Here is a 22,510-nt window from a genome sequence, read left to right as displayed (position 1 = left end):
ATTGTAATTTATTAAAAAGTAGACTATTATGAAGTTCAAATATATAAAATCAATAGTTTCAGCAGCGTTGTTCCTTAGCCTGACCACCGGAATTACCTCCTGTATCAATGACCTGGATATATCTCCAATCGATCCTCAGATGACTGCCACCTTCGACCAAGATATGTACTTTACCAAACTATACGCTTCACTGGGACTTACCGGACAAAAATTGAGCGAAGATCCGGATATCGCAGTAAAGGACGAAGGTCAATCCTGTTTCTATCGCGCTCTTTTCACTAACAATGAATATGGCACTGATGAGATGATATGGACCTGGCAAGAAAATGCCGGTATCCCCGAACTAACTTATATGCGTTGGAACTCCTCTCATCAGCAGACAGAAATATTATATAATCGTTTAGCATATAATATCACACTCTGCAATTTCTTCCTGGATCAGATCGCCGGAAAAGAGGATGCTACCTCCGTTCAGCAACGTGCCGAAGCCCGTTTTCTCCGTTCCTTATTTTACTATTATCTGATGGACACCTTCGGAAAAGCTCCTTTCACCGAACACTTCTCCAAAGAGAATCCTCCTCAAAAGACGGCCTCCGAACTGTTCGCTTATATTGAAAGCGAACTGGAAAGCATCGAAAATGATATGAGCGAACCGCGTCAAGCTCCTTTCGGACGTGCCGACAAAGCTGCTTGCTGGTTGCTGCGTGCCCGTTTGTATCTCAATGCCGAAGTATACACCGGACAACCGCGTTGGAATGATGCTATCACCTATGCCGGCAAAGTGCTCGATCCCTCCAATGGATACGGATTGTGTGGAAATTACGAACAACTTTTTATGGCAGACAATGATGAAAATCCCGATGCTAAAAAAGAAATCATCCTTTCTATCCGTCAGGATGGTGTACAAGCAAAGAGTTACGGAGGAAGTTACTTCCTGATTGCTGCAACGCAAAAGAGCGACATGCCGAATCGCGGAACAAATGACCCTTGGGAATGTATCCGTACACGCAAAGCACTGGTTGACAAGTTCTTCGCAAACAGTGAGGATATTCCTTTCACCGAATATACCGATAATAAATGGCAGAATGTGAGAGATGTGCAGGCTGCTGCAAAAGATGAACGCGCCTTGTTCTATACAACCGGTCGCAAAGCCGAACTGGAAAGTGTAGGTAAATTCACCGACGGACTTTCATTTATGAAATGGAGTAATCTGCGCTCGGACGGACAACCCGCTCACGATGCTAAAATTCCTGATACGGACATTCCGTTCTTCCGTTTGGCGGAAGCTTATCTGATTCGCGCGGAAGCCTATTTGAGAGCAGGCGGCGCAAATGCACAACAAAATGCCTGGTTGGATATCAAAGCCCTCAGAGACCGTGCCAAAGCAACAGAAATACCCTCTGCCAATAACCTGACATTAGATTATATTCTGGATGAACGTGCCCGCGAATTGTATCTGGAAGGATTCAGACGCACAGATTTGATCCGTTATGGCTATTTCACCTCAAGCACCTACCTCTGGGATTGGAAAGGCGGTTCCTTTGAAGGAAACGGTGTGAGTTCGATCTATAATCTCTATCCGATACCGAAAACAGAAACGCTGACGAATACAAATATGACTCAGAATCCGGGATATTGATAGAACCTTTATTCACGTTTTAAAGACTGAAAACAATGAAAAACCTATATAAACTATTTACATTGACAATGGGGCTACTAGCTCTGTCCGCCTGTGAAGCAGACCGTGACAGCAACCCTGTGTTGAACGAACCGGATACGTTCGTACTGAATGTGCCAGCTTTTGCTTCCAACAACGTGTACGACCTTAAAAACTCCGAATCATTGGAATTAACCTGTACACAACCGGATTACGGGATTCCGATGGCAACCACTTATTCAGTACAAATTTCACTGGAAGAAATTTTCGTTGACGCTCATGCAGAGACAAATACGGAAGCTAATTATACAACTTTGGGTACTACCCATTCTTCTGCCAAAATGGAAGTGAAAGCTTTAGAATTTGCATTGGCACTGGGAGACTTGTGGAGTGCATCCTCCGATGAAGAATTTCCGACCACTCCCATACCCGTTTATGTACGCCTGAAAGCGGAACTGACCAATAGTGGTCGTGGCATCGCTTTTTCGAATGTAATTGAACTTCCCAAAGTATTGGGATATAAAGCTGTACCGCCTCTCGAATTACCTTCCAGTATATTTATCAATGGCTCGATGGCAGGTAGTAATTGGAGCAACTGGGTGCCTTTGGCAGCAGTAAACGGAATGTCCAAGTTCTTCGGTTTATTCTATTTCGGAGGCACTGATATGTTCAAGTTCGGTACTAAAGAAGGAGAATACATCGGATTCAACGATCCACGTCTGACAATAGCCTCGGATGCATTCACCGGATCGGATGATGGATTTGGCGGACAAAATATCAGCGTTAATGTCACAGGCTGGTATACAGTGATCATGTCTGTAAGCATCAAAGGGACTGATTATGCCTTTACGCTGGATATTGCTCCGGGCGAAGTTTGTCTGATAGGCAATGCTATAGGAGATTGGACATTCGGCGATAAAGGCAAATTCCAAGCACCAACAACGGCAGATGCAGACTTTGTTTCACCGGTATGCACCGGAGGCGGAGAATTGCGTATGTCCGTCAAAGTTCCGGGAGAAGACTGGTGGCGTACGGAGTTCGCTATACCTAATGGAAAAATCGTGTTCCGTGAAAACAAAAGTGTGATTGACAGTTGGTCGGAAATAGGTCCTGAATATGCGATAAACGTTAAGGCAGGGCAGAAAATAAATCTGAACTTTGTTCAGAAAACAGGTTCCGTTACTCAATAATCGTTAACTTTAATAACTGAATATCATGAAAAGATTATCATATATGGCGTGTCTGTTGCTTGCTTCGGCAGCTTTCACCGCTTGCGATGAAGATTTTAAGGACTGGGCTGATCCCCAGTCCAATCCCCAGGAAGAAGCTATAACTGCAATGGTAGATATAACTCCGGTTGCCAGTATGAAACTTGAAGAACAGCCGGGCGATTCTGTGGTAATCGCCTCTGTTTCTTCGATTGCAGAAAACTTCTCACTCACAGCTTGTAATATAGAATTAGTTGCCGAAGGGCAGATATTAAATCTACCGTCAAAAGTAAAAGATGGGAATATAAAAGTCAGGTTGACAGAACTTGACCAAAAAGTGGCAAGTTTGTATAAGTCACAAAAATCTTTAGAGCGCGAAGTCACTTTAAAGCTGACACCGGTAGTCATGACAACCAACGGTGAAGCAACTTCACTGACTGAATACCCGGAAATGCAATCTGCCATCACTCCGGTCGCAACTCCGGCTGTGGATACGGAATACTATATAGTAGGTGATCTAAACAGCTGGCAGATGGACAAATCGACAGCCACAAAGCTCGAAGTAGACAAAGACAATCAGTATCTCTTTTCAGTAGTCGTCGAGTCGGAAGAGAAGTTTGATTTCAAGATTGTCCCGGGAAGTGCGATAGAAGCTCCGGATGCCTGGCAAAGAGCCTTGGGTGCTTCCAAAGTAATAGAAGATCCGGATCCGGGATTATTGGCTTTCAGGGATAAAGAAGGAGCCGACCCGGATAATCTCACCTGCGCCGGCGGAAAGAAAATGAAAATTACGATTAATGTAGAAGATTATACATACACAATCAAGGAGGATCTACCCGAGCACATGTACATCAATGGATCTCCGTACAGTCTTGGGTGGGATTGGGCAGTAGCTCCTGAAATGGTTCCTGTCACACAGACTCCCGGAATGTTCTGGAGTATACAATATTATACGGCGGGAGACCAAATCAAGTTTGCTCCGGTTAGAAAATGGGAAGGAGACTTTGGTTATGACGAAGAAATCTTATCTCCGGAAGCAATTGATTTCGCCGAATTAACATCCTCAGGAGGCAATATTGGCATTGGTAAATCCGGATGGTATCTGGTAATTGTCGCAGTGACTACAGAAGGAAAAACAATTTCATTCCGTTTGCCGGAAGTTTACCTGTTGGGAGGTGTGATTAACAATTCGTGGAATTGCGATGAAACGACCTTGTTCAGGATTCCGACCGATAAAACAAGCGACTTCATATCACCGGCAGCAACCGTTACAGGCATGGCACGTATTTCTACTACGGCTGTAGATGCCGGAGGCTGGTGGAAGAGCGAATTTACACTTGATCTGGCTAATGAAGGCGATGGTACTATCGTTTACCGTGAGAATAAGAACGTATCGGATAATCTAAGCGAACTTGGCTACGAATGTAATGTAAAAGCCGGTCAGAAAGTCCATATTAACTTTACGACAGGCAAAGGTAAAGTCGAATAACTATCAGACACTCTTAAACAGCACAACGAGTAGAATCAATTACGATCATATCTCAAGTCTCCCTCTTCGGGAAAGAGGAGATTTGAGATATGATCGAAATCTGACACACTCAAAGCTAAATATAGTACCACTACATTGGAAGAAGAATTCTAAAATAAGGCTTATGAAAGACTTTAAATATATTTGGCTCCTTTTATTGCTGATACTCAACAGCTTTGGAGCTTGTTCAGATGATGATCCGTTGATGCCGGGCGAGCGTCCTTCGTCCGGAACTGATCCTGCCCCGGAAGAACAAGTTCTCCACGACGGATTTAATTTTGATCCGGCTATTCCTAAAGCGGATGAACCACTGACTATCACCTTCAAAGCACCCGAAGGAAGTAACTTCTATGGTTACGCTGACGACTTGTACTTACACTCCGGAACAGGAGCAAACTGGACAGGTGCACCTACATGGGGAGATAATCAGAATAAATACAGACTGAAAAAGACAAAGGACAATGTGTGGAGTATCACCCTTTCCTCATCTATCCGCCATTTCTATTCTGTTGCTCCATCTACTCCCTTACAGACCATTAACCTGATTGTACGTGATGCGGAAGGTAGCCAACAAACCTACGATTACGCAACTTTAGTAGAAGATAGTCAAAACGGATTTATCTGGGAAGAACCGCAAAAAGCCCCTCTCCCCATATCCGGAGAAGAAAAAGAGGGTATTCATATCCATTCGGCCACTTCGATAATGCTTGTATTATATGATAAGGACAGTCAGGGCGGTCATAAAGATTGTGTATTTGTAACAGGTAATTTCAACAACTGGAAACTGGATAGTCGCTACATGATGAAATATGACGAAACAAACCATTGCTGGTGGATCACTCTGGAGGAATTGACTGCCGGTGAAACACAGTTCCAGTACTTTGTGTACAGTGCTTCGGATGGCGGTACTTACTTGTGCGATCCTTATTGTGAGCAAGCATTGGAAAAGGGAGTGGATACCAACTTTCCCACTGGCGCACAAGCACCTTACGTATCAGTCGTAAGCACAAACCCACAACCCTATCAATGGAGTGCCGGAGAATTTGAGATGAAGAATAAAGAAAATCCGGTTATCTATGAGCTCTTGTTGCGGGATTTTACTTCCAGTGGAAATCTGGCAGGAGCAATGGAAAAGCTGCCTTACTTAAAAGAACTGGGAATAGATGCTATCGAACTGATGCCTGTACAAGAATTTGCAGGTAATGACAGTTGGGGATACAACACCGGACTATACTTTGCACTGGATGCCTCGTATGGAACTCAAAATGAATATAAAGCTTTTATTGACGCCTGCCATCAGAATGGAATCGCCGTTATTTTCGATGTAGTCTACAACCATACGAACAATGATAATCCGTTTGCCCGTATGTACTGGGATACGTTTAATAACCGCCCTTCCACTAAGAATCCATGGCTGAACGCTGTAACACCGCATCAGAAGTATGTTTTTTCACCGGATGATTTCAATCACACTTCAGAACAAACAAAAGCTTTTGTCAAACGCAACCTGAAATATCTGTTAGATACTTACCACATCGACGGTTTCCGTTTCGATTTCACCAAAGGTTTCACACAGAAACAGACAACAGGTGATGATGATTTGGCGGCAACCGACCCTGCTCGTGTATCAGTACTGAAAGAATACTACGAAGCCGTAAAAGCTGTCAAAGAAGATGCAATGGTTACCATGGAACATTTCTGTGCAAATGAAGAAACAACTTTAGCCACAGAAGGAATTCATTTTTGGAGGAATATGAACCATTCTTATTGTCAGTCGGCTATGGGCTGGAAAGATAATAGTGATTTCTCCGGATTATATGACACCACCCGTCCGAATCAATTTGTGGGCTATATGGAAAGTCATGACGAAGAGCGGTGTGCCTATAAACAGATTGAATACGGAAATGGAGCCTTAAAAACCAACCTGTCCGAACGGCTCAAACAGTTATCATCCAACGCCGCATTCTTCTTTACGGTTCCAGGTCCGAAAATGCTTTGGCAATTCGGCGAAATGGGGTATGATATTTCAATAGACGAAAATGGACGTACCGGAAAGAAACCAGTCCTTTGGGAATATCAGACAGAGCGTAAAAGCTTGGTAGATATTTATACAAAACTAATCACTCTACGGACAACACACTCCGATTTATTCAACGCTTCTTCTCAATTTACCTGGAAAGTCAGTTATAATGATTGGGATAATGGACGTACACTGACATTGAAAGCTGTGAATGGGAAACAACTTCATGTGTATGCGAATTTCACCAATGCATCTATCGATTATACTATTCCTGAAGGTACATGGTATCTATATCTGGAAAATGGGAATCCCGTGGAGGGAGAAAAAAAGATCAGTGTTCCTGCACACGAGTTCCGCTTATACACCAACTTTGCCGAATAACGAGCGGGTGTTTTGAGCAGAAAGGAAGATTTAACTAATAAGCATTGAAGATTCTCTAACGACAAAGGCACAAAGATGGCAGGTTATTTTTCTGCTACTTCTTTGTGCCCTTGTTTTATATTTTGTTCCGTATTATGCCTGACCTTTTATTTTGTTGAAACATAATTAGACCTGTGTCTCTCCCTCGATATACTCTTCCAAAAAGAGATTCTCTCCGTCAAACACGGCATAAGAGAAGAAGTTAATCCAGTCTCCCAAAATCAACACACGGGAGGTGGCGCTCAACATCAAATCCAGTTCAATGTGACGATGTCCGTAAATAAAGAAGTTGATATTGGGATGGCTTTTCAAGTAGTCTTTGGTATATAGTACCAAGTGTTCCTTGTTTTCTCCCATATAATCCGGTTCCTTTCCGTCCGCCCGTTTTTGTCGGCTGTGCTTAGCCCATGTTAAACCCAATTCAACACTCCAGCGGGGATGAATAGCAGAAAACATCGTTTGCAAAGTTTTGCTGTGGAACATCGAACGAAGTAGCTTGAACTTCTTATCCGGATCACCCAAGCCGTCACCATGAGCAAGATAAAACTCCTTTCCGTAGATTTCAGTAGTCAATGGTTCGCGATGCATGATGACACCACACTCTTTGGTGAGATAGTCTCCACACCAGATGTCATGATTACCTATAAAAAAATGCACCTCTACACCCATATCTGTTAGTTCGGAGAGCTTCCCCAAGAAACGGGTGTACCCCTTAGGAACTACCAGCCGGAATTCATACCAGAAGTCGAACATATCTCCCAGTAGATAAATGGCGGAAGCCTTATGCTTTATACTATCGAGGAAGTTCACCAAACGCCGTTCTTGAGTACGCCCGTGCTCAATAGCACGAGAACCAAGATGTGCATCGGAAAGAAAATAAATGTTCTTCATTTAATTACCAGTTACGAGATCTAATAACGAATTACAACTTATAAAATCAGAGCACTGCCTGACATAGAACGATTAAAGAAAACCTAATTCCAATTTGGCTTCTTCACTCATCATGTCTTTATCCCATTCAGGTTCGAAGACCAGATTGATGGTGGCGGAATTCACTCCTTCTACTGACTCCACTTTTTGGCGAATATCCTCCATAATAAAATCAGCAGCCGGACAATTGGGAGCTGTCAGCGTCATATCGAGTGCCGCTTCTCCACTATCGGAGACGTCAATCTTATAAATCAGTCCAAGATCGTATACATTGACCGGAATCTCCGGATCGTACACTGTCTTTAGCATAGCTACAATCTTCTCTTCTATTTCAATTTTTTCCATACGTCCTTATTTATTATGTATCGCAAAGATAGAGATAAAAAATGAAACATAAAAAATTAGGCACGGAATGCGTATCCCGTGCCTAAAGAATATATCATTTACTCTCTATCTCCGGTTACTAAAAAACACACCGGAACAGTAAATTGTTGTAATGAGTAGTCTTAATCTACTTTCTCACCGAAATCTGTCTGTTGTTGCTCCACTTCTTTCAGTTTTAATTCATTCAGTTCACGACGGCGGCGTTCCAACTCCAGTTCAGCATCACTCTTCTTGTCCATGGAGAACGATTCGGATGGCTTAGGCAACGCTTCTTCTTTCTTATCAAATATCAATGGATACATTGGAGCGGAAGATGTTAGTTCCAGTTCACCGCTTACGGGCATCTGTGATCCCTCAAACAAAACACTGGCTCTTACCTTAATCTTTCCGGGAGTCGTGGTCGACTGGATCAATACGGGAGCACTGCCCCATTTCACCGGAGCAGGATTTGCCAATACATTAGCTCCGCCCAAAATACGTCCCTCTCCTTCTACAAAGAACTTGATATAATAATTATTCAAACGCTTTACATTTCCATTCTTATCTGTGATTTCTGCCACAACAGTAACAAAATCAGATCCATCAGCACGCAGTCCGATTCCTTCGTTGTCTACTCTCAAACGAATCTGTTCTGCACGGCGGGCGGGCATTACTTTATGTGTAGCCACCACCTTGCCATCCATCAGTCCCTCTGCCAGGAAATAGACGTCCGCATCATGCTTTTCACGAGTCATCTTCTTATCAACCATAAAGTCAAATATCCCGGGGAAAGTTATTACCGGAGAAGGCATTCCTTTTCGTGTCTTGTCTTTTTTATAGGTATAAGTTTGCCCATCTTTATTCACAGTCAAACGAACTTCATCGCAGTTGGAATACACCGTTACATCTCTGCTTGAGAACGGTGTCATCTCGTGAGCGATATAAACCATCGGTCCGCTTTCTGCCAAACTCTCGGAAACGACAGCCGGACGTTGCGCCTTAAACATATAATAGGAATACTTAGGCTGACGGAATACATCCATCAATCCACCATAGAACGGGTCCGGATGGTATCCCCGCTGATGATCGAACGAATGCCACAAGCATCCGCCCACATGGCAGGGAGACTCTTTATACAAACCATCATAGCAAATGTAATTATAATAAGGAGAAGCGTAATGAGCAGCCTGTATAAGCATAGGCTGTTCTCCCCAGTTACGGGCTGTGCGACTTGGAGAATTGTGCGAACTCCAATCATCGACATTATCTCCCCACTCGCGTGTAAAATATGTAATTTTAGGATCACGTTTTGAAAGATCCATCGGATGGGCAAACTGTACCGGAAAATATTGCGAGCCCTTGGCTTGCACATCACAACCGGAATAGCAGGACGGATAAGGATATTCCTCATCAACAATCCCTTTCACACGCCCGGCAAAATCTTCCGGATACCATGTTTCATTCAAGATCGGTTCCCACAGCCATACACAAGGATGGTTACGGTCACGACGAACCATATTACGTATATCATTATAAACCCGTTTGGCAAAAATGGGTTCGTTATTCCAGAATTGCCATCCCGGAGTATTCACGATAACAAACAGACCAAGTTCATCACAAGCATCCATAAAAGCAGGATCTTGCGGACAATGTGCATTACGGATTACTTCCAGCCCCAAATCTTTCAGTTTCTTGGCGTCACGCCAGTGAATACTATTGGCAACCGCATTTCCTACAACTGCAAAATCCTGATGCCGATTAGCTCCCATCAAAGGTTTACCATAAGGTTTTCCATTCAGCCAGAAGCCATCTTTTCCCTTAAATTCGATACTACGGATACCGACACGACGACGATAACCATCTACTACATTTCCATTCTTATCATAAATACGCACACACAGATTATACAGATAAGGTGATTCAGGAGTCCATAAATGCGGCTGCTTCACTTTCATCTTTCCATTATGACTTGTCGCAGTCCCTTTACGGATATTCAGTTTCACATCTGACGATGCCACTTCTTTTCCTGCACGGTCTACTAAAGAATAGGAAATTTTTCCTGCAAAGCCCTGTTTGTCTTCATTACGTATATGCGCTTTCAAGAGAATATCTGTCGATTGCTCCGATACACGATCGGTGGCAATAAACAGTCCGCCTCCTGCTATTTCGTTCTCGTAATTCGGATCCGTGATAAACACATAATTATGTGCAATCAGCCAGCAATCCCGATAAATACCTCCCAAGTAGGCATAATCTAACACATCTTGTGGTTTTCCAGGCGCATAGGTCGGATCGTCGCTATTATCAGCCCACACCGCAATCACATTGTCCTCTCCCCACTTCAATGCATCAGTCACATCTACCGATACGGGAAGATAGCCTCCAAAGTGCTCTGCCAATAATTTACCGTTTACATAAATCTTACTTTTACCCATAATGGCTTCAAAGTGGAGAAACAGTTTCTTTCCTTTCAATGCTTCGGATGGAGTAAAGTGTTTACGATACCATACTTCCCCCTGATAATTGATGCAACCACTAGCCTCAGTAGGAAGATACTCAATACCATTAGGTAAAGACACCACCTGCCAGGCTTTGTCGTTAAATTCTTTTGCTTCGGCACCCACCGCACTTCCTTTATAAAAACGCCAGGCAGGATTCATCGAGTACACATCACGCCCGGTATCCGGCAACCGGAAGAAACCGGCTGTTGAAAATTCCGGCTCATGGGCATAGCCCATAAAAAACAGAGATAAAAGCAGTAAGCTAACAAAGATTCGTCTCATATAAAGTTTTATTTTACGATGAATGTCATGTTGTATGTCGCAATCAACCCAAAGATGTCTTCGACACACAAAGATAGTATATTCCAGATACGAATCCCCCTATTTGTCCTCTTCATATACAAAACAAGGATAAATAAGGGGATTCAAACTAATACCTGTCAGTTATTATTCATCCGGTTGAATGAGTAAAGGTACTCTGGCACTGTCGGTTCCTGTATTTTCAACATACTTGTAACCAGAGCCAGCTATCGCTTGATTCATGGATGCAATTTTATCAATCAGGGCAGCAGCATCGCTTACCTTAGTTGAAGTTGGTAAGTTTCCACCCGGATTCGAAACTCCGTCGGACATAAAATAACATTCGTTTGCTGTCACTGATCCCGTTGATATTCCACAAATGGTAACAGAAGCAGTGCCAGAAAGCACAGAAGTTGAATAACATCCTGTCAAAGTTCCACCATTTTTCACCAAACCGCCAATATTTCCGGACGCTTTGGCCACTATTTCACTAGCAGCAAACGAAGCGGTTACAGGTCCTTCGTTTCCTCCCACCAGACCACCGGCATTCACAGCTGTAAATGCAGTAATAGTCATCAAAGAATAACAGCCAGTTATGGTTCCCTGAACATTCCAACCCACAAGTCCTCCGATGGCACCTTCACCATTACCTCTATATACAAAGGATACCTCCTTGTCAATCGAAGAACCTTGTATTTGTGCCTTAGACCACCATCCGTTCACACCTGCCAATCCACCAGCATTTACTTTACCACCGGCAACAGTCAGTACCACATTACCTTTTACCTTACAATCCTTTATCATTGACGCACCAGTCTGATTATGTCCGGTAATAGCCCCCAACTTAGCATCTGTTCCATTGACAGTCAACGCTCCTCCATCAATGACGCAATTCTGAATCGTTCCGGTATTTATTGCTGCAAATGCTCCAGCTGCGCCTGACACTTGTTTCACCGTTACATCTTTAAGGGTTAAATTTTTAATGATACCATTATTAGTTATAAACAAACCGGCATCGTTTCCTGTTGCTTCAATTGTAAGACCGGAAATAGTCTTGCCATTGCCGTCCAATATACCTTTAAACTCCGTAACCGGTACCCATGCCTCTTTAGTCGACATATCAAGATCAGCATCTAATGTAATTACCGTAGCAGCATTCGTCATAACAGTCGGTTCACTTGCCAAATTTATCAACCCGTCTTCTTTCTTGACTAAATACTTACCCGCTTCAGTCTCCTCATATCCCAAGTCTGCCACCAGCATAAATGATATACCATATCGCTTTCCAGCCACATATTTATATTCATCTCCTGCTACCACCGATTCGGCATTATAAAGTTCACTGATCTTTCCTTTTTTCTCTATTGTTTCCGTAGAGGAAGAATCTCCCACTTTTTCTATCGTAGCAGTAAAAGTTAATTCTGTATCCTTTGTCATGTCTGCTATCGGAAAGAAACTCAAATAACCGTATGCAACTTCATTCTTTGCCATTTCCAAACTTGTCATAGACAAAGTCAGACTATTACTTTTATCACCATACGTTTTCTCTTCTCCCGAAACTGTCAACGTTTTTGGGAAAATAGCAGCATCAGCCGAAACAACCACCTTTGTCACTTTATAGGCATCCGGTCTTCGATTGGTGAATTTAAACTGATAAAGAGCTGTCAAATGTTCAAACTTAAGATTGGTGACGGTAGTCCCATTCACCGTGCCTTTAGCAAGCATGTGCATCGTATTCTGCAGCTCTGCTTTTTGGGCACTTTGCGTAGCATCTCCCAACGTAAAAGTGAAAACATTCCCTGAAGTCGGAACATCTTTTTTCGGATAGATTCCCCAAACAGTAGCTCCCTCTTCAAAGTTACCATTCCCTGCAAATTCCACATTTCCAGACGGTTCACTCTCATCATAATTTATGGTTGTGAAATCATAGCCATTTGTTCCATTCCAAAGTGTAACCTTATCATCGGCATTCCACATAAAGGAACTACCGTCATCTTGTACGTTGGCACGTGTAGACGATTCTTTGTCCGTATTTTCATACCCCCGGATAGAAGCAACAGCCACATAAGTCTGTGATTCTCCCCGTTGCAGTTCATCCCCACCTTCAATGAAAACATCTTCTTTACAAGAGCTTAGGGTGGCTGCACTTAGCAGCCCGATCCCTAATAAAGAATAGATTTTATTCATGATTTATTTTTTTCTGTTATCAGTTATTTAAATATCACCACCATCTCCAAAATCTGATCCACCGAAGCCAGGTTCTTTCACAGCCCCCTGTAGAATCAACGGACAGTATATATTAGTTCCGGCATCCTCATTCACTTTAAAGCTAAAACCAAATTCTGGATCCTTGGCTTCTATTGCCAGATTCATCTGACGTTTCTTATCCTTGAGTTGAGTAGCTGTTACCTTACTAATTCCATTTACAGATCCGCTTCCTACAGAATTAGTCACCGTCTCGCCTACGAAATAACACTGGTTGATTCCTGTTGAATTCGAAGCGACGAAAGCTCCCAATTTATTACTTCCAGCATTATTAGTCACATTTATCTGCGTGGTCGAGTAGCAAGCCGTCACAGTAGCATCAGCATTATTAATGGTATTCTGTGCAATGAAACCGCCAGTATTATTATAGATAGTTCCACTAATTGAACCGGCTACATAACAGGCCAGAACCGTACCGTTACTATTAGCCCCTATAAGTCCTCCTACTTGTCCGGAACAAGAAACCTCAAGTTTGGCTAATGAGTAACAACCTTTGACTTTACCGGAGTTGTTCCAGCCAACAAGTCCGCCGACACAGGATGCACCACTAGAGTTACTAGGATGCTTGATTGTTACATCTGCACCGACATACGAATTTATAATAAGAGCCGTTCCATTAAAATGCTCACCAACCAAGCCACCATAATTAGAATTACCAGCACCACTCAAATTAAGGTTAATAGTTCCACTGATAACTTGACAACCTTCTATTCTTCCTTCGGAGTTTCGACCGATCAAACCACCAAAAACTACCGGTTTTATAACGGTTACAGTCACTCCCTTGACTGTACAATTCTGAATGACACTCGTTGAACTTTCGGCAGCCAATGCTCCTGCTCCCTCTGTGATATCAGCAGAGAAACTTACATTTTCCAAAGTCAAATTCCGGATAGTTCCCGTATTGGTAGCTATAAAACCTTTATTAGCTATTTGCAAATTGCGGATGGTAACACCATTACCTTCAAATACACCTCCAAACGCACTAATAGGTTCCCAAAGTTCATTACCCATATCAATCACTTTTATTCCATCCCCTGCCGGTTCATCGATATATTCTTTTTCTAAAGTAACAGTTGCCTTACGGTATTCATCCGCAATTTTATTCCATCCGAATAATCCAGTCTTATTATAGATATGAATATTTCCATCATCATCGATCATATAGCCCTCATCAGGAATTCTGAAACGATAATCTACCTCAAAATCCATTTTATAATGCTTGCCGGCTGCAAACTGATTGGCAGTAGCATCCATATCAAGTCCGATGTTATCCTCCAAATCTTTGACTTTTACTTTTTTCAGCAGGATAATATCCTGTTCCACTTCATTATTCAAAACGCTTACTGTAATATTCAGTTCGGTCGTACTTTTCATCAACCGGGTATCACCATAGGTTGTAGGTAATATATTCAAATACCCGTTTAATGTTTCATTCTGCGCCAATGCTTGTCCACTCATGTCAAGTGTCAGTTTGTTACGCATACCTGAAAGACTCTGTAGCACTCCGTCTTCGTCGATCTTCAACTCTGCGGGAAATACATCATCATCACTCTCCAGCGTAATATAGCGAATCTTCAGTTCCCGGTCCGACGTGTTTTTCAAACCAAACTGTATCAATGCAGTCAATGGTGAAAACGTTAATGCAGGAATCTTATTATCAGTCACATCCCCGGTGGCAACCATATAGGTAGTAGCTGCCAGTTCTGCTGTTTTTCCAGTCTGAGTAAATGTCTCCGGCATAGAAAAGGTAGCCAGGTCATTAAATGTTTTTGCTTCTTTCCGTGGAAATACCGCAATCAGCTTATGGCCATTTTCTACAGCAGCTTTTCCTGTGAATTCAGCAGATTTGTCAGGTTGGTTGTCATTATACCCCGGGGTGATAGAGAAATCATAGCCGGCTCCGAAGTTGCGATTCCATAATGTAACAGCATCTCCTTTATTCCATGTATACACTCCATTCTGCAAATTGCTGCGACCCAAAGGGGCGGACTGTTTAATAGAAGCTATAAATGAATAATCAGTCAGATTCTTGTCGGTTTCGTTCCCTTCACCGTTATTTTCATTCACTATCTTGTCCTCTTCGCAAGAGGTTAGTGCCATTGCGCCCAGCAGTGCAACGCTCAATAAGTGATAAACCTTTTTCATAACTATATAAAAGTTTGTTCGATTAAATATCTTTATTTCAACAACCATTAATACATTGGTTTGTTACGCGTTGGAGTACCACTTCCAAAATAGTCGTAGGTTGGCTTCTTATAGAAACGTATCCAGTCGATTTCCATACGTGGCGTATCATTGCTAGACTTACTTTCCTGATAAGAAATATGCTTAAAGTCGTTTGCCCAACTACCATCTTTAGCAGCCTGTTCTGCCGCAGCGTCACCAAGCGCCCATTCATTACATCCGGCAAATGTCAATAGTAAATGTAACCCTTCCGTATTGTATTTGTCCGTAAACGGCCAATGTGTAGACGAGTTCCATGAAGCCGTTCCATTAGCTATTCCGGTATAGCTGCCGTCAGTCCTCATGCGTACATTCTCTTTACCATTAATACCTAAAGCAATCTCGTTATTATCTCTCCATTCCATCCAATAGATATCGAATTCATCCATATCCGATATTATCAACTGTCCTGAGGACGGTTTATACTTATCACCGGATGAAGTGGATATATCATTCCAGTGGAAAGTCTGCCAAGCGCCATTCGGATTCGCATTGGTAGCCGGATTTTCCAGAAGATCAACCTCACCATAGGTAGACCATTGCACACCTCTGATATTTCCTTGGAACCAGACTGCCGAGTTGAAAGAGTGTTTCTTTCCACGCACACGGATTCTAACTTCCACACGAGTGCCCGGCAAAATGCGTACATTGCTGGATTCCCAAGAATCAGCACCCGTAGGCACACCATCAAACTTACTTGCATAGAGGGAGGAAACTCCAAAATCTCTTGTTCCCGTAATTTCCCCTGTCACACTGATTCCCGGATCATACGCACACCACATTTTCAAATATCCATCTTGAGTCATCGTTGCATATTTCTCATTTACAACCGCTTGTACTTTCTGTGTGTTAGCCACATTCTGTGCCGCCATAAAACGTGGAGGACGATTACCATACTGATTGGGGAGTCCGGTACCTTCTGTCAAAGCATCAATCGGATGGAACTCATAAGAATTCAGGAATGTCCATCCTTCAGCAGCTAACGCTTCATTCGGATGCGGATCACCCTCCTTTATCAATAGTGCTGACGCAGCTCTGACCTCATCCCATTTTTCTACAGCCTTTTTATTGCTGGCTGATACAAATATCTGATCCGGATCTGTATAAACCCATTGCTCATTGGTTAACTCGGTGCCCGGAGTCAAACCTGCATCCGTATCAGTAACCTTAATTTCCAACTCGTCCCCATATACCGGATGAATTTCAGAATCGGTAGCAAAAGACATAGACACAGAAGTGAAAGTATTCGGTCCTTTCTCTCCTTTCACCCATATAAGTTCAGATTCAGCTGTTTTATACCCGGCTTTCACCACCAATTCGCTCGGCAGATTCTCATATTTATCCGCATCTTCACCCGCATCAATATGAACGACTACATCTTCCTTAGCTGACGCTCCTACCGTAGCGACCAGAATAAATGAGCCATACTCTTTCACCGTATTGTCCGAATTGTTCTTCAATGACAAGATGGTGTAGTGTTTATCAGATACCACAATCGGACGTTCAGCCGCATTGATCTTGTATCCTCTGACATAAGCGGTGATAGTACCCGATATAGGATATTTAGCCAGATCGTTCTTTACCTTAAATTCGGTAAATCCCTGTTTCTCACCTTTCTTCATAAAAAGATGACCGGCAAAGCCTTCAAAGACATCAGATACAGGGACATCCTTTCCTTCTACATTCTTACCTGCAAAAGTCAGAACAACGTCTATATCTTCTTCGAGTGCCAACTGATTGTCTTGCTGATCTACCTTCACAGTAAAGGTCACATTATCTCCGATAGCAGCACTTTGAGTACTGATTTCGGCCACCAGATTCCGGGCTTCTCCGATAGAGATAACCGTCTCGGTGTCATTACAGCCTGTCATTACAAGGATAAACAGGCAAATTGGTAATAATCTATAGAAATATTTCTTCATAATCTATCCTATTATATCATTATTAATGATTACCATTTCGGGTTTTGTTTCAACTTTTTGTTCAATTCCAATTCTGAAGGAGGGATCGGTAACAGATAATCCCTATCTGCATGGAATTGATATCCGCTTGGCAGAGTCCCGGCCATCGGATCCGCCCATTTGTTATCATCAAGGGTCAGACGCTCTCTGATTCTTTTCTGATTATCCGGACTGTAAGATTTGAATAAAATAGATTCATCACCTACATAAGCACCTTTACCACGCTTTCCAACAATCAGTTTATCGGCTTTCCAACGCATGAGATCATCCAGCCGGAAACCTTGCAAAGCAAGTTCAGAACGGCGTTCACGACGGATTTCCTGTAAAACAGGAGTCAATGTATAACCGAAATCGGTGAAATTAGCATCCTTTGCCGGTGCCAGATATTTCACTCCTGCACGTTCACGAAGCGCTTTCAATGTCTTATTCGCTATATCATCGCTCCACATTTCCAGTTCAGCAGCAGCTTCTGCATAAGCCAAAAGACCTTCGGCATAACGAATAATAGGTAAAGCAGTCTCACCATTACCACTTACAAAGGTGGTATCTATTCCCAAACGGATGTGATAACCCGTCAAAGAACGTGTGTTTCCATCTCCTGCCAATTTAGGAGGACTAATAGTATTCTTCTTCTCATCCGTATATTCTTCCAGATGCATTGGGGTCGCAGTAGTGGCAGAAGCAAATTTGGCACCTTCATTCATCACCGTTTGAATCAATCTAGGGTCACGGCCTTCAAATGTTTCCTTAAAATCCTTAAATTTCTCATTTGTCGGATCAATAAATGTTCCATCGGCATTCAGATAATTATCCACCAGGCTTTGAGTAATTCCGGCAGCTCCTTCCGAGTCGACAACACCTGCCTTCAGATTACCGTTGACATCATGAAAGACTCCTTCATCACTCGAATATTTCCTCCACAATAGCACTTCGCCCATTCCTGACAAATCTTTGCTATTGAACAATGCCGCAAAAGCATCTCCCGGATTTTGCCCGGTTTTATACAGATCAATGCCACAACCGAACAGTTCATTTCCCCAGTTAATAACTTCACCCAAGAAATAATTTGATTCGTTAGTGGAAGATGCAAAATCATCGCTGCTGTGATACTTTTCCCAAGTTCCTTCATACAACGCCACATTCATTGCCAAAACCATGGCAGCTTCTTTATTGATACGAATTCCGGAATATTTACCGCGCGAATGCAACAGATTCTTCGCCTCAACCAAATCACTCAAAATAAATCGGGCTACCTCATTACGTGTCTTTGCGGGAATCTGTAATCCTGCGATTGTCGCATTCTCATCCCAAAAAGCATCCATTACCGGAATAGAACCGAATTTCTTCAATAAATCGAAATGCCAATAGGCACGTAAAAAGTAAGCCTCCCCTTTCAACGACAGTACATCTTCGTTTTCCTGTGCTTCGGGTACTTTATAATTATGGAAAAAATAGTTCACTTTACGCAGGTTCTGATAACCAGTCTGCCAATCGGAAGCTCCGCTAAACTGGTTATTCTGTCCATGCAAACGGGCATCATACTTTTCTGCAATAATATTGTCACTATTCTTTTCTTCACTGCGAACTCCCAAACCGAACTTACTAAAAGACGGCAACGTCATATATAGTCCGTTAATATAGTTTTCGACCTGTATAACACCTGTCAGAAAATTACCGGCTTCCGGCTTGGTTATCGGTTCCCTATCCAGAAAATCAGAACAGGATGAAAATGGTAATATTGAAGCGGCTACAAAAGCCATTATATATATTCTTTTCATATCTTATGGTTTAAAAGGTAAATTCAATACCAAATACGTAGTTTTTATTCAACGGATATACCTTTCCGTTACCATTTTGCTTCATTGGGGAAGTCAATCCCGGAGCAGTTTCGTTACTACCCCCAGCCCATGTATTTACCTGATTCAAGGTTTCAGGATCGAATACGTCCGGCAAATTGTCAATCGTGAAGAGATTATCACAAGTGAAATACACTTTCAAGTTCTCCAATCCCATCTTCTTAACCAGTTTAGGCTGGAAGTTATAAGAAATCATCAAGTTTTTGAGTCGCATATAAGCTGCGTTCAATAAATAACGTGAAGTGTTGTAACCTACGTTCGCATTATATTCAGGACTGTCGGGTTTTGTCAGACGCGGCAGGTAAGCCCCCGGGTTGTACACATTATAATAATCCAAATGTTCTTTAAAGAAGTTGGAATCACCGCTAAACAGATAAGTACTTGCAGCCATCGGGAAATCACGTTTCATGACTCCCTGGAACAATGCGGAAACTTCAAAACCTTTATAACCGGCATGTAAGTTCAGACCGAAGGAGTAACGAGGAGTCGTATTACCGATAATCTTCAAATCACCGTGATCTTTCAATGTACCCGAACCCGGATCAATTTTACCATCACCGTTCGAATCGATATATTTCAAATCACCACGTTGCCAATCCTTATTCGGTTTGAAGAAAGACATGTCTACTCCTCTCAGATATTCATCCACTTCCTGGTTGGTGAGAAACAGATCATTTGCTTCATATCCCCAGATTTCACCTAAATCCATTCCCTGGTAATAACCTTTGTTACGAACCAGACCGGTGTGGTTGTTATAAATCAATCCTTCCGGATTATTGTATTTGGTTACCACTGCTTTGTAGTCAAAGATATTGAAACCGATTCCATAACTGAAACCATTCTTCAGCTGGTCAGACCAGTTAACCGACAATTCCCATCCACGGTTACGTAGCGTTGCATTATTTACTTTAGCACGTTGGTCAACAGCAATACCGCCAATATCAGGAATTGCTTCAGCCGGGCCAATCATGTCTTTGGTCGTACGTTGGTAAATATCCGCCGTAATCGTCAAACGATTGTTAAGCAAAGTCAGGTCGAAACCTAAGTTGGCATTATCCACTTTTTCCCATGTAATGTACGGGCTTACCATAGAAGGTGTTAAAGCGACTGTACCACGTACCGGAGTAGCCGAAGTGACACCGGAAAGCAACCATGCATTTGAATAGTCCGGTCTCAATGTCATGAAGTTCAGATAATCATATAGTCCGGCTCCATTCTGATTGCCTAAACGTCCGTAAGACAAACGCACTTTCAACTGTGAAACAGGCAAGCTCCATTGCTTGAAGTAGTCGGTACGGGCAATGTCATAACCGGCAGAGAAAGAAGGGAAAAATCCCCAACGATTGCCGGAAGCGAAACGTGACGAACCATCATAACGTCCGCTAAATTCCAGAAAATAGACATTCTGGTAGTTCCAGTTCAAACGGGTATAGAATCCCATGGTTGCCCAATGGTCACGCGCTTCACTATTATAGGCTTTTCCGTTTGCATTGTCAAAAGAGAATGTATCATCGCTCATCACTCCGTCTTTATACGCATACATGCTTGAGTTTTGCTGCACTTCCATCTGGAAACCGGCCATTGCCTTAAAGAAATGGTCACCCCATTGATTCGTATATGAAGACGACACACTGGGAGACAAATAATAGTTGAATTGATTTCCACGAGTCATTGATCCCCACAAAGAATTCGAATATTCGATACCGGGATAAGAATATCCCTGCCGGGGAGCGGTAACATTCTCTATGGTTCCGTCGGGCCGTGTGGTACGGGGCTGCTTCTGCAAGAATTCATCATTCTGCACATCAAAACGAACTTTCATCTCTCCGATAATGTCCCAGCCTTTCAGAGGCGTAACAGTAGCTGCAAAAGTCATGGCATCAGAAATGCGGTTCTGCGAATAGCCCACATTGTCCAGATACAAAGCTTCATTCCATGAAGGAAGATTATAAAGCCCGGAAATAGGAACTTCAGTCACCATATTAGGCTGCGAACGAGCTATCTGATGATAAAGAATAGACATATCGGGGAGCGGGCGGGAAATCAGATTCAACGTGATATTGTTATTGAAGTTAAACTTCAACCAGTCATTCGGCTTGATCTGAAATTTGGTATTCACGTTGTATTTATCCAGAGAGTCTTCTACACGATCCAGCAAACCACCCTGGTAAGTATAACCCAGACCGACATAATAAGTCACTTTGTCCGATCCACCGGAGATACTTAGATTGTGTGAATGACGCAAAGATTTGTTTTTATAGAAATAATCAAACCAGTCGGTATTGGCATACTGCGATTCACCGCCACGCCAACCGGTATTCTCCTGATTGGCGGTAATACCGAGCAGACCTTCACCATAGGGGTTCTGCAAAAACTGATTCATCAAATCAATAGTCTCCTGTGAGAAGTATGGAGACTCACCAATTGCCGAACGGTACGCATTTTTATAATTGGCAAACTCTACAGAGTTCATCATCTCGGGCATGTTGATAGGTGCACTCATACCCACAGAACCGCGATAAGTCACCCGGGCTTTATCCTGTTTACCGCTCTTGGTCGTTACTAACACCACACCATACGCAGCACGAGCACCATACACGGCTGCTGCAGAAGCATCTTTCAATACACTGATACTTTCTATATCGGCAGGATTTACATTCTGCAAGCTCTGTTCCACACCATCCACCAATACATAAGGCTCTCCACCATTAATAGAACCGATACCGCGAATATTAAATTTGATTTCTCCGCCAACTTCACCACCGGTACCGCTTTCAGAAGCATCCGAAGCAAAGTTCAAACCAGCCACATTACCTTGTAAGGCGCTGGTTACATCCGTCACAGGACGGGTAGCGATTGCATCCGCATTAACTGTTGCTACAGCCGCTGTAATAGTATTACGTTTCTGTGTTCCCATACCGACTACCACCACTTCATCTAAAGTTTTGGAGTCTTCCTTCATCACGAACCGATTTCCTGTTAGCTTAGTGATTTTCACTTCCAAAGGAGCATAGCCCACATAGCTGACAGTTATCGTTGTACCTACTTTACCGTTAATTTTAAAGTTTCCATCCAAATCGGTAATGGTACCATCAGTAGAACCTTTCACCATAACGGTTGCTCCGATTACGGACTCGCCACGTTCGTCTACCACCTTACCAGTGATAGTGCCCTGTTGAGCAAAGAGCTCCACAGGGAAGAACAGTAAAAGCATTGAAAAGAGACACACCAGTTGCATCCTAATCTGCATTTTCTTCATAACATTATATTAAAGTTAA

The 22,510-nt window shown here is 42.7% G+C and carries 12 protein-coding genes; 4 read left to right on the top strand and 8 right to left on the bottom strand.

What is annotated here, in order from left to right:
• Window positions 1-28 precede the first annotated feature (28 nt).
• The 4 genes from susD to KSX81_RS14880 all read left to right on the top strand — a co-directional run bounded on the left by susD (window position 29) and on the right by KSX81_RS14880 (window position 6,794).
• Window positions 29-1,639: a starch-binding outer membrane lipoprotein SusD gene (susD, locus tag KSX81_RS14895; RefSeq protein WP_004299755.1), complete on the top strand. Its 1,611-nt coding sequence runs from the start codon at window positions 29-31 to the stop codon at window positions 1,637-1,639.
• A gap of 35 nt (window positions 1,640-1,674) precedes the next feature.
• The gene (locus KSX81_RS14890; RefSeq protein WP_004299754.1) at window positions 1,675-2,847 is read left to right on the top strand and encodes a SusF/SusE family outer membrane protein; all 1,173 of its coding nucleotides are present in this window, start codon (window positions 1,675-1,677) and stop codon (window positions 2,845-2,847) included.
• Between the two features lie 25 nt (window positions 2,848-2,872).
• Window positions 2,873-4,354 carry a DUF5115 domain-containing protein gene (locus KSX81_RS14885; RefSeq protein WP_004305043.1) on the top strand — a complete coding sequence of 494 codons (1,482 nt, stop codon included), beginning with the start codon at window positions 2,873-2,875 and terminating at the stop codon, window positions 4,352-4,354.
• A gap of 163 nt (window positions 4,355-4,517) precedes the next feature.
• Complete coding sequence (locus KSX81_RS14880; protein ID WP_004299752.1) at window positions 4,518-6,794, top strand: alpha-amylase family glycosyl hydrolase; 2,277 nt, start codon at window positions 4,518-4,520, stop codon at window positions 6,792-6,794.
• A gap of 165 nt (window positions 6,795-6,959) precedes the next feature.
• On the opposite strand, the gene KSX81_RS14875 is transcribed toward KSX81_RS14880, so the two are convergent.
• The 8 genes from KSX81_RS14875 to KSX81_RS14840 all read right to left on the bottom strand — a co-directional run bounded on the left by KSX81_RS14875 (window position 6,960) and on the right by KSX81_RS14840 (window position 22,491).
• On the bottom strand, window positions 6,960-7,724 hold the full coding sequence (locus KSX81_RS14875; RefSeq protein WP_004299751.1) for a UDP-2,3-diacylglucosamine diphosphatase: 765 nt from the start codon (window positions 7,722-7,724) through the stop codon (window positions 6,960-6,962).
• A gap of 72 nt (window positions 7,725-7,796) precedes the next feature.
• Window positions 7,797-8,108: an iron-sulfur cluster assembly protein gene (locus KSX81_RS14870; RefSeq protein WP_004299750.1), complete on the bottom strand. Its 312-nt coding sequence runs from the start codon at window positions 8,106-8,108 to the stop codon at window positions 7,797-7,799.
• A 161-nt stretch (window positions 8,109-8,269) separates the two neighbouring features.
• On the bottom strand, window positions 8,270-10,909 hold the full coding sequence (locus KSX81_RS14865) for a glycoside hydrolase family 2 protein (RefSeq protein ID WP_052587968.1): 2,640 nt from the start codon (window positions 10,907-10,909) through the stop codon (window positions 8,270-8,272).
• Window positions 10,910-11,074: 165 nt separating this feature from the next.
• A complete protein-coding gene (locus KSX81_RS14860) occupies window positions 11,075-13,114 on the bottom strand; it encodes a GLUG motif-containing protein (protein ID WP_004299748.1) in 2,040 nt (679 codons plus the stop codon).
• 27 nt (window positions 13,115-13,141) lie between these two features.
• Window positions 13,142-15,337 (bottom strand): hypothetical protein, encoded by a 2,196-nt coding sequence (locus tag KSX81_RS14855; protein ID WP_004322195.1) that lies wholly within the window; start codon window positions 15,335-15,337, stop codon window positions 13,142-13,144.
• 47 nt (window positions 15,338-15,384) lie between these two features.
• Window positions 15,385-17,337 (bottom strand): DUF5006 domain-containing protein, encoded by a 1,953-nt coding sequence (locus KSX81_RS14850; RefSeq protein WP_004299746.1) that lies wholly within the window; start codon window positions 17,335-17,337, stop codon window positions 15,385-15,387.
• Window positions 17,338-17,366: 29 nt separating this feature from the next.
• Window positions 17,367-19,154, bottom strand: a complete 1,788-nt coding sequence (locus tag KSX81_RS14845; RefSeq protein WP_217725415.1) for a RagB/SusD family nutrient uptake outer membrane protein — start codon at window positions 19,152-19,154, stop codon at window positions 17,367-17,369.
• A 10-nt stretch (window positions 19,155-19,164) separates the two neighbouring features.
• Complete coding sequence (locus tag KSX81_RS14840) at window positions 19,165-22,491, bottom strand: SusC/RagA family TonB-linked outer membrane protein (protein ID WP_004299744.1); 3,327 nt, start codon at window positions 22,489-22,491, stop codon at window positions 19,165-19,167.
• Between the last annotated feature and the right edge of the window lie 19 nt (window positions 22,492-22,510).

Source organism: Bacteroides sp. MSK.18.37 (assembly GCF_019129155.2).
GTDB lineage: Bacteria > Bacteroidota > Bacteroidia > Bacteroidales > Bacteroidaceae > Bacteroides > Bacteroides ovatus.
This window is presented reverse-complemented; position numbering and strand designations above follow the sequence as displayed.

Coding starts and splice junctions, on each gene's coding strand:
- KSX81_RS14870 (WP_004299750.1), bottom strand. CDS start 8,108: ATGGAAAAAATTGAAATAGAAGAGAAGATTGTAGCTATGCTAAAGACA.
- KSX81_RS14845 (WP_217725415.1), bottom strand. CDS start 19,154: ATGAAAAGAATATATATAATGGCTTTTGTAGCCGCTTCAATATTACCA.
- KSX81_RS14885 (WP_004305043.1), top strand. CDS start 2,873: ATGAAAAGATTATCATATATGGCGTGTCTGTTGCTTGCTTCGGCAGCT.
- KSX81_RS14860 (WP_004299748.1), bottom strand. CDS start 13,114: ATGAATAAAATCTATTCTTTATTAGGGATCGGGCTGCTAAGTGCAGCC.
- KSX81_RS14850 (WP_004299746.1), bottom strand. CDS start 17,337: ATGAAGAAATATTTCTATAGATTATTACCAATTTGCCTGTTTATCCTT.
- KSX81_RS14840 (WP_004299744.1), bottom strand. CDS start 22,491: ATGAAGAAAATGCAGATTAGGATGCAACTGGTGTGTCTCTTTTCAATG.
- KSX81_RS14890 (WP_004299754.1), top strand. CDS start 1,675: ATGAAAAACCTATATAAACTATTTACATTGACAATGGGGCTACTAGCT.
- KSX81_RS14865 (WP_052587968.1), bottom strand. CDS start 10,909: ATGAGACGAATCTTTGTTAGCTTACTGCTTTTATCTCTGTTTTTTATG.
- KSX81_RS14855 (WP_004322195.1), bottom strand. CDS start 15,337: ATGAAAAAGGTTTATCACTTATTGAGCGTTGCACTGCTGGGCGCAATG.
- KSX81_RS14880 (WP_004299752.1), top strand. CDS start 4,518: ATGAAAGACTTTAAATATATTTGGCTCCTTTTATTGCTGATACTCAAC.
- susD (WP_004299755.1), top strand. CDS start 29: ATGAAGTTCAAATATATAAAATCAATAGTTTCAGCAGCGTTGTTCCTT.
- KSX81_RS14875 (WP_004299751.1), bottom strand. CDS start 7,724: ATGAAGAACATTTATTTTCTTTCCGATGCACATCTTGGTTCTCGTGCT.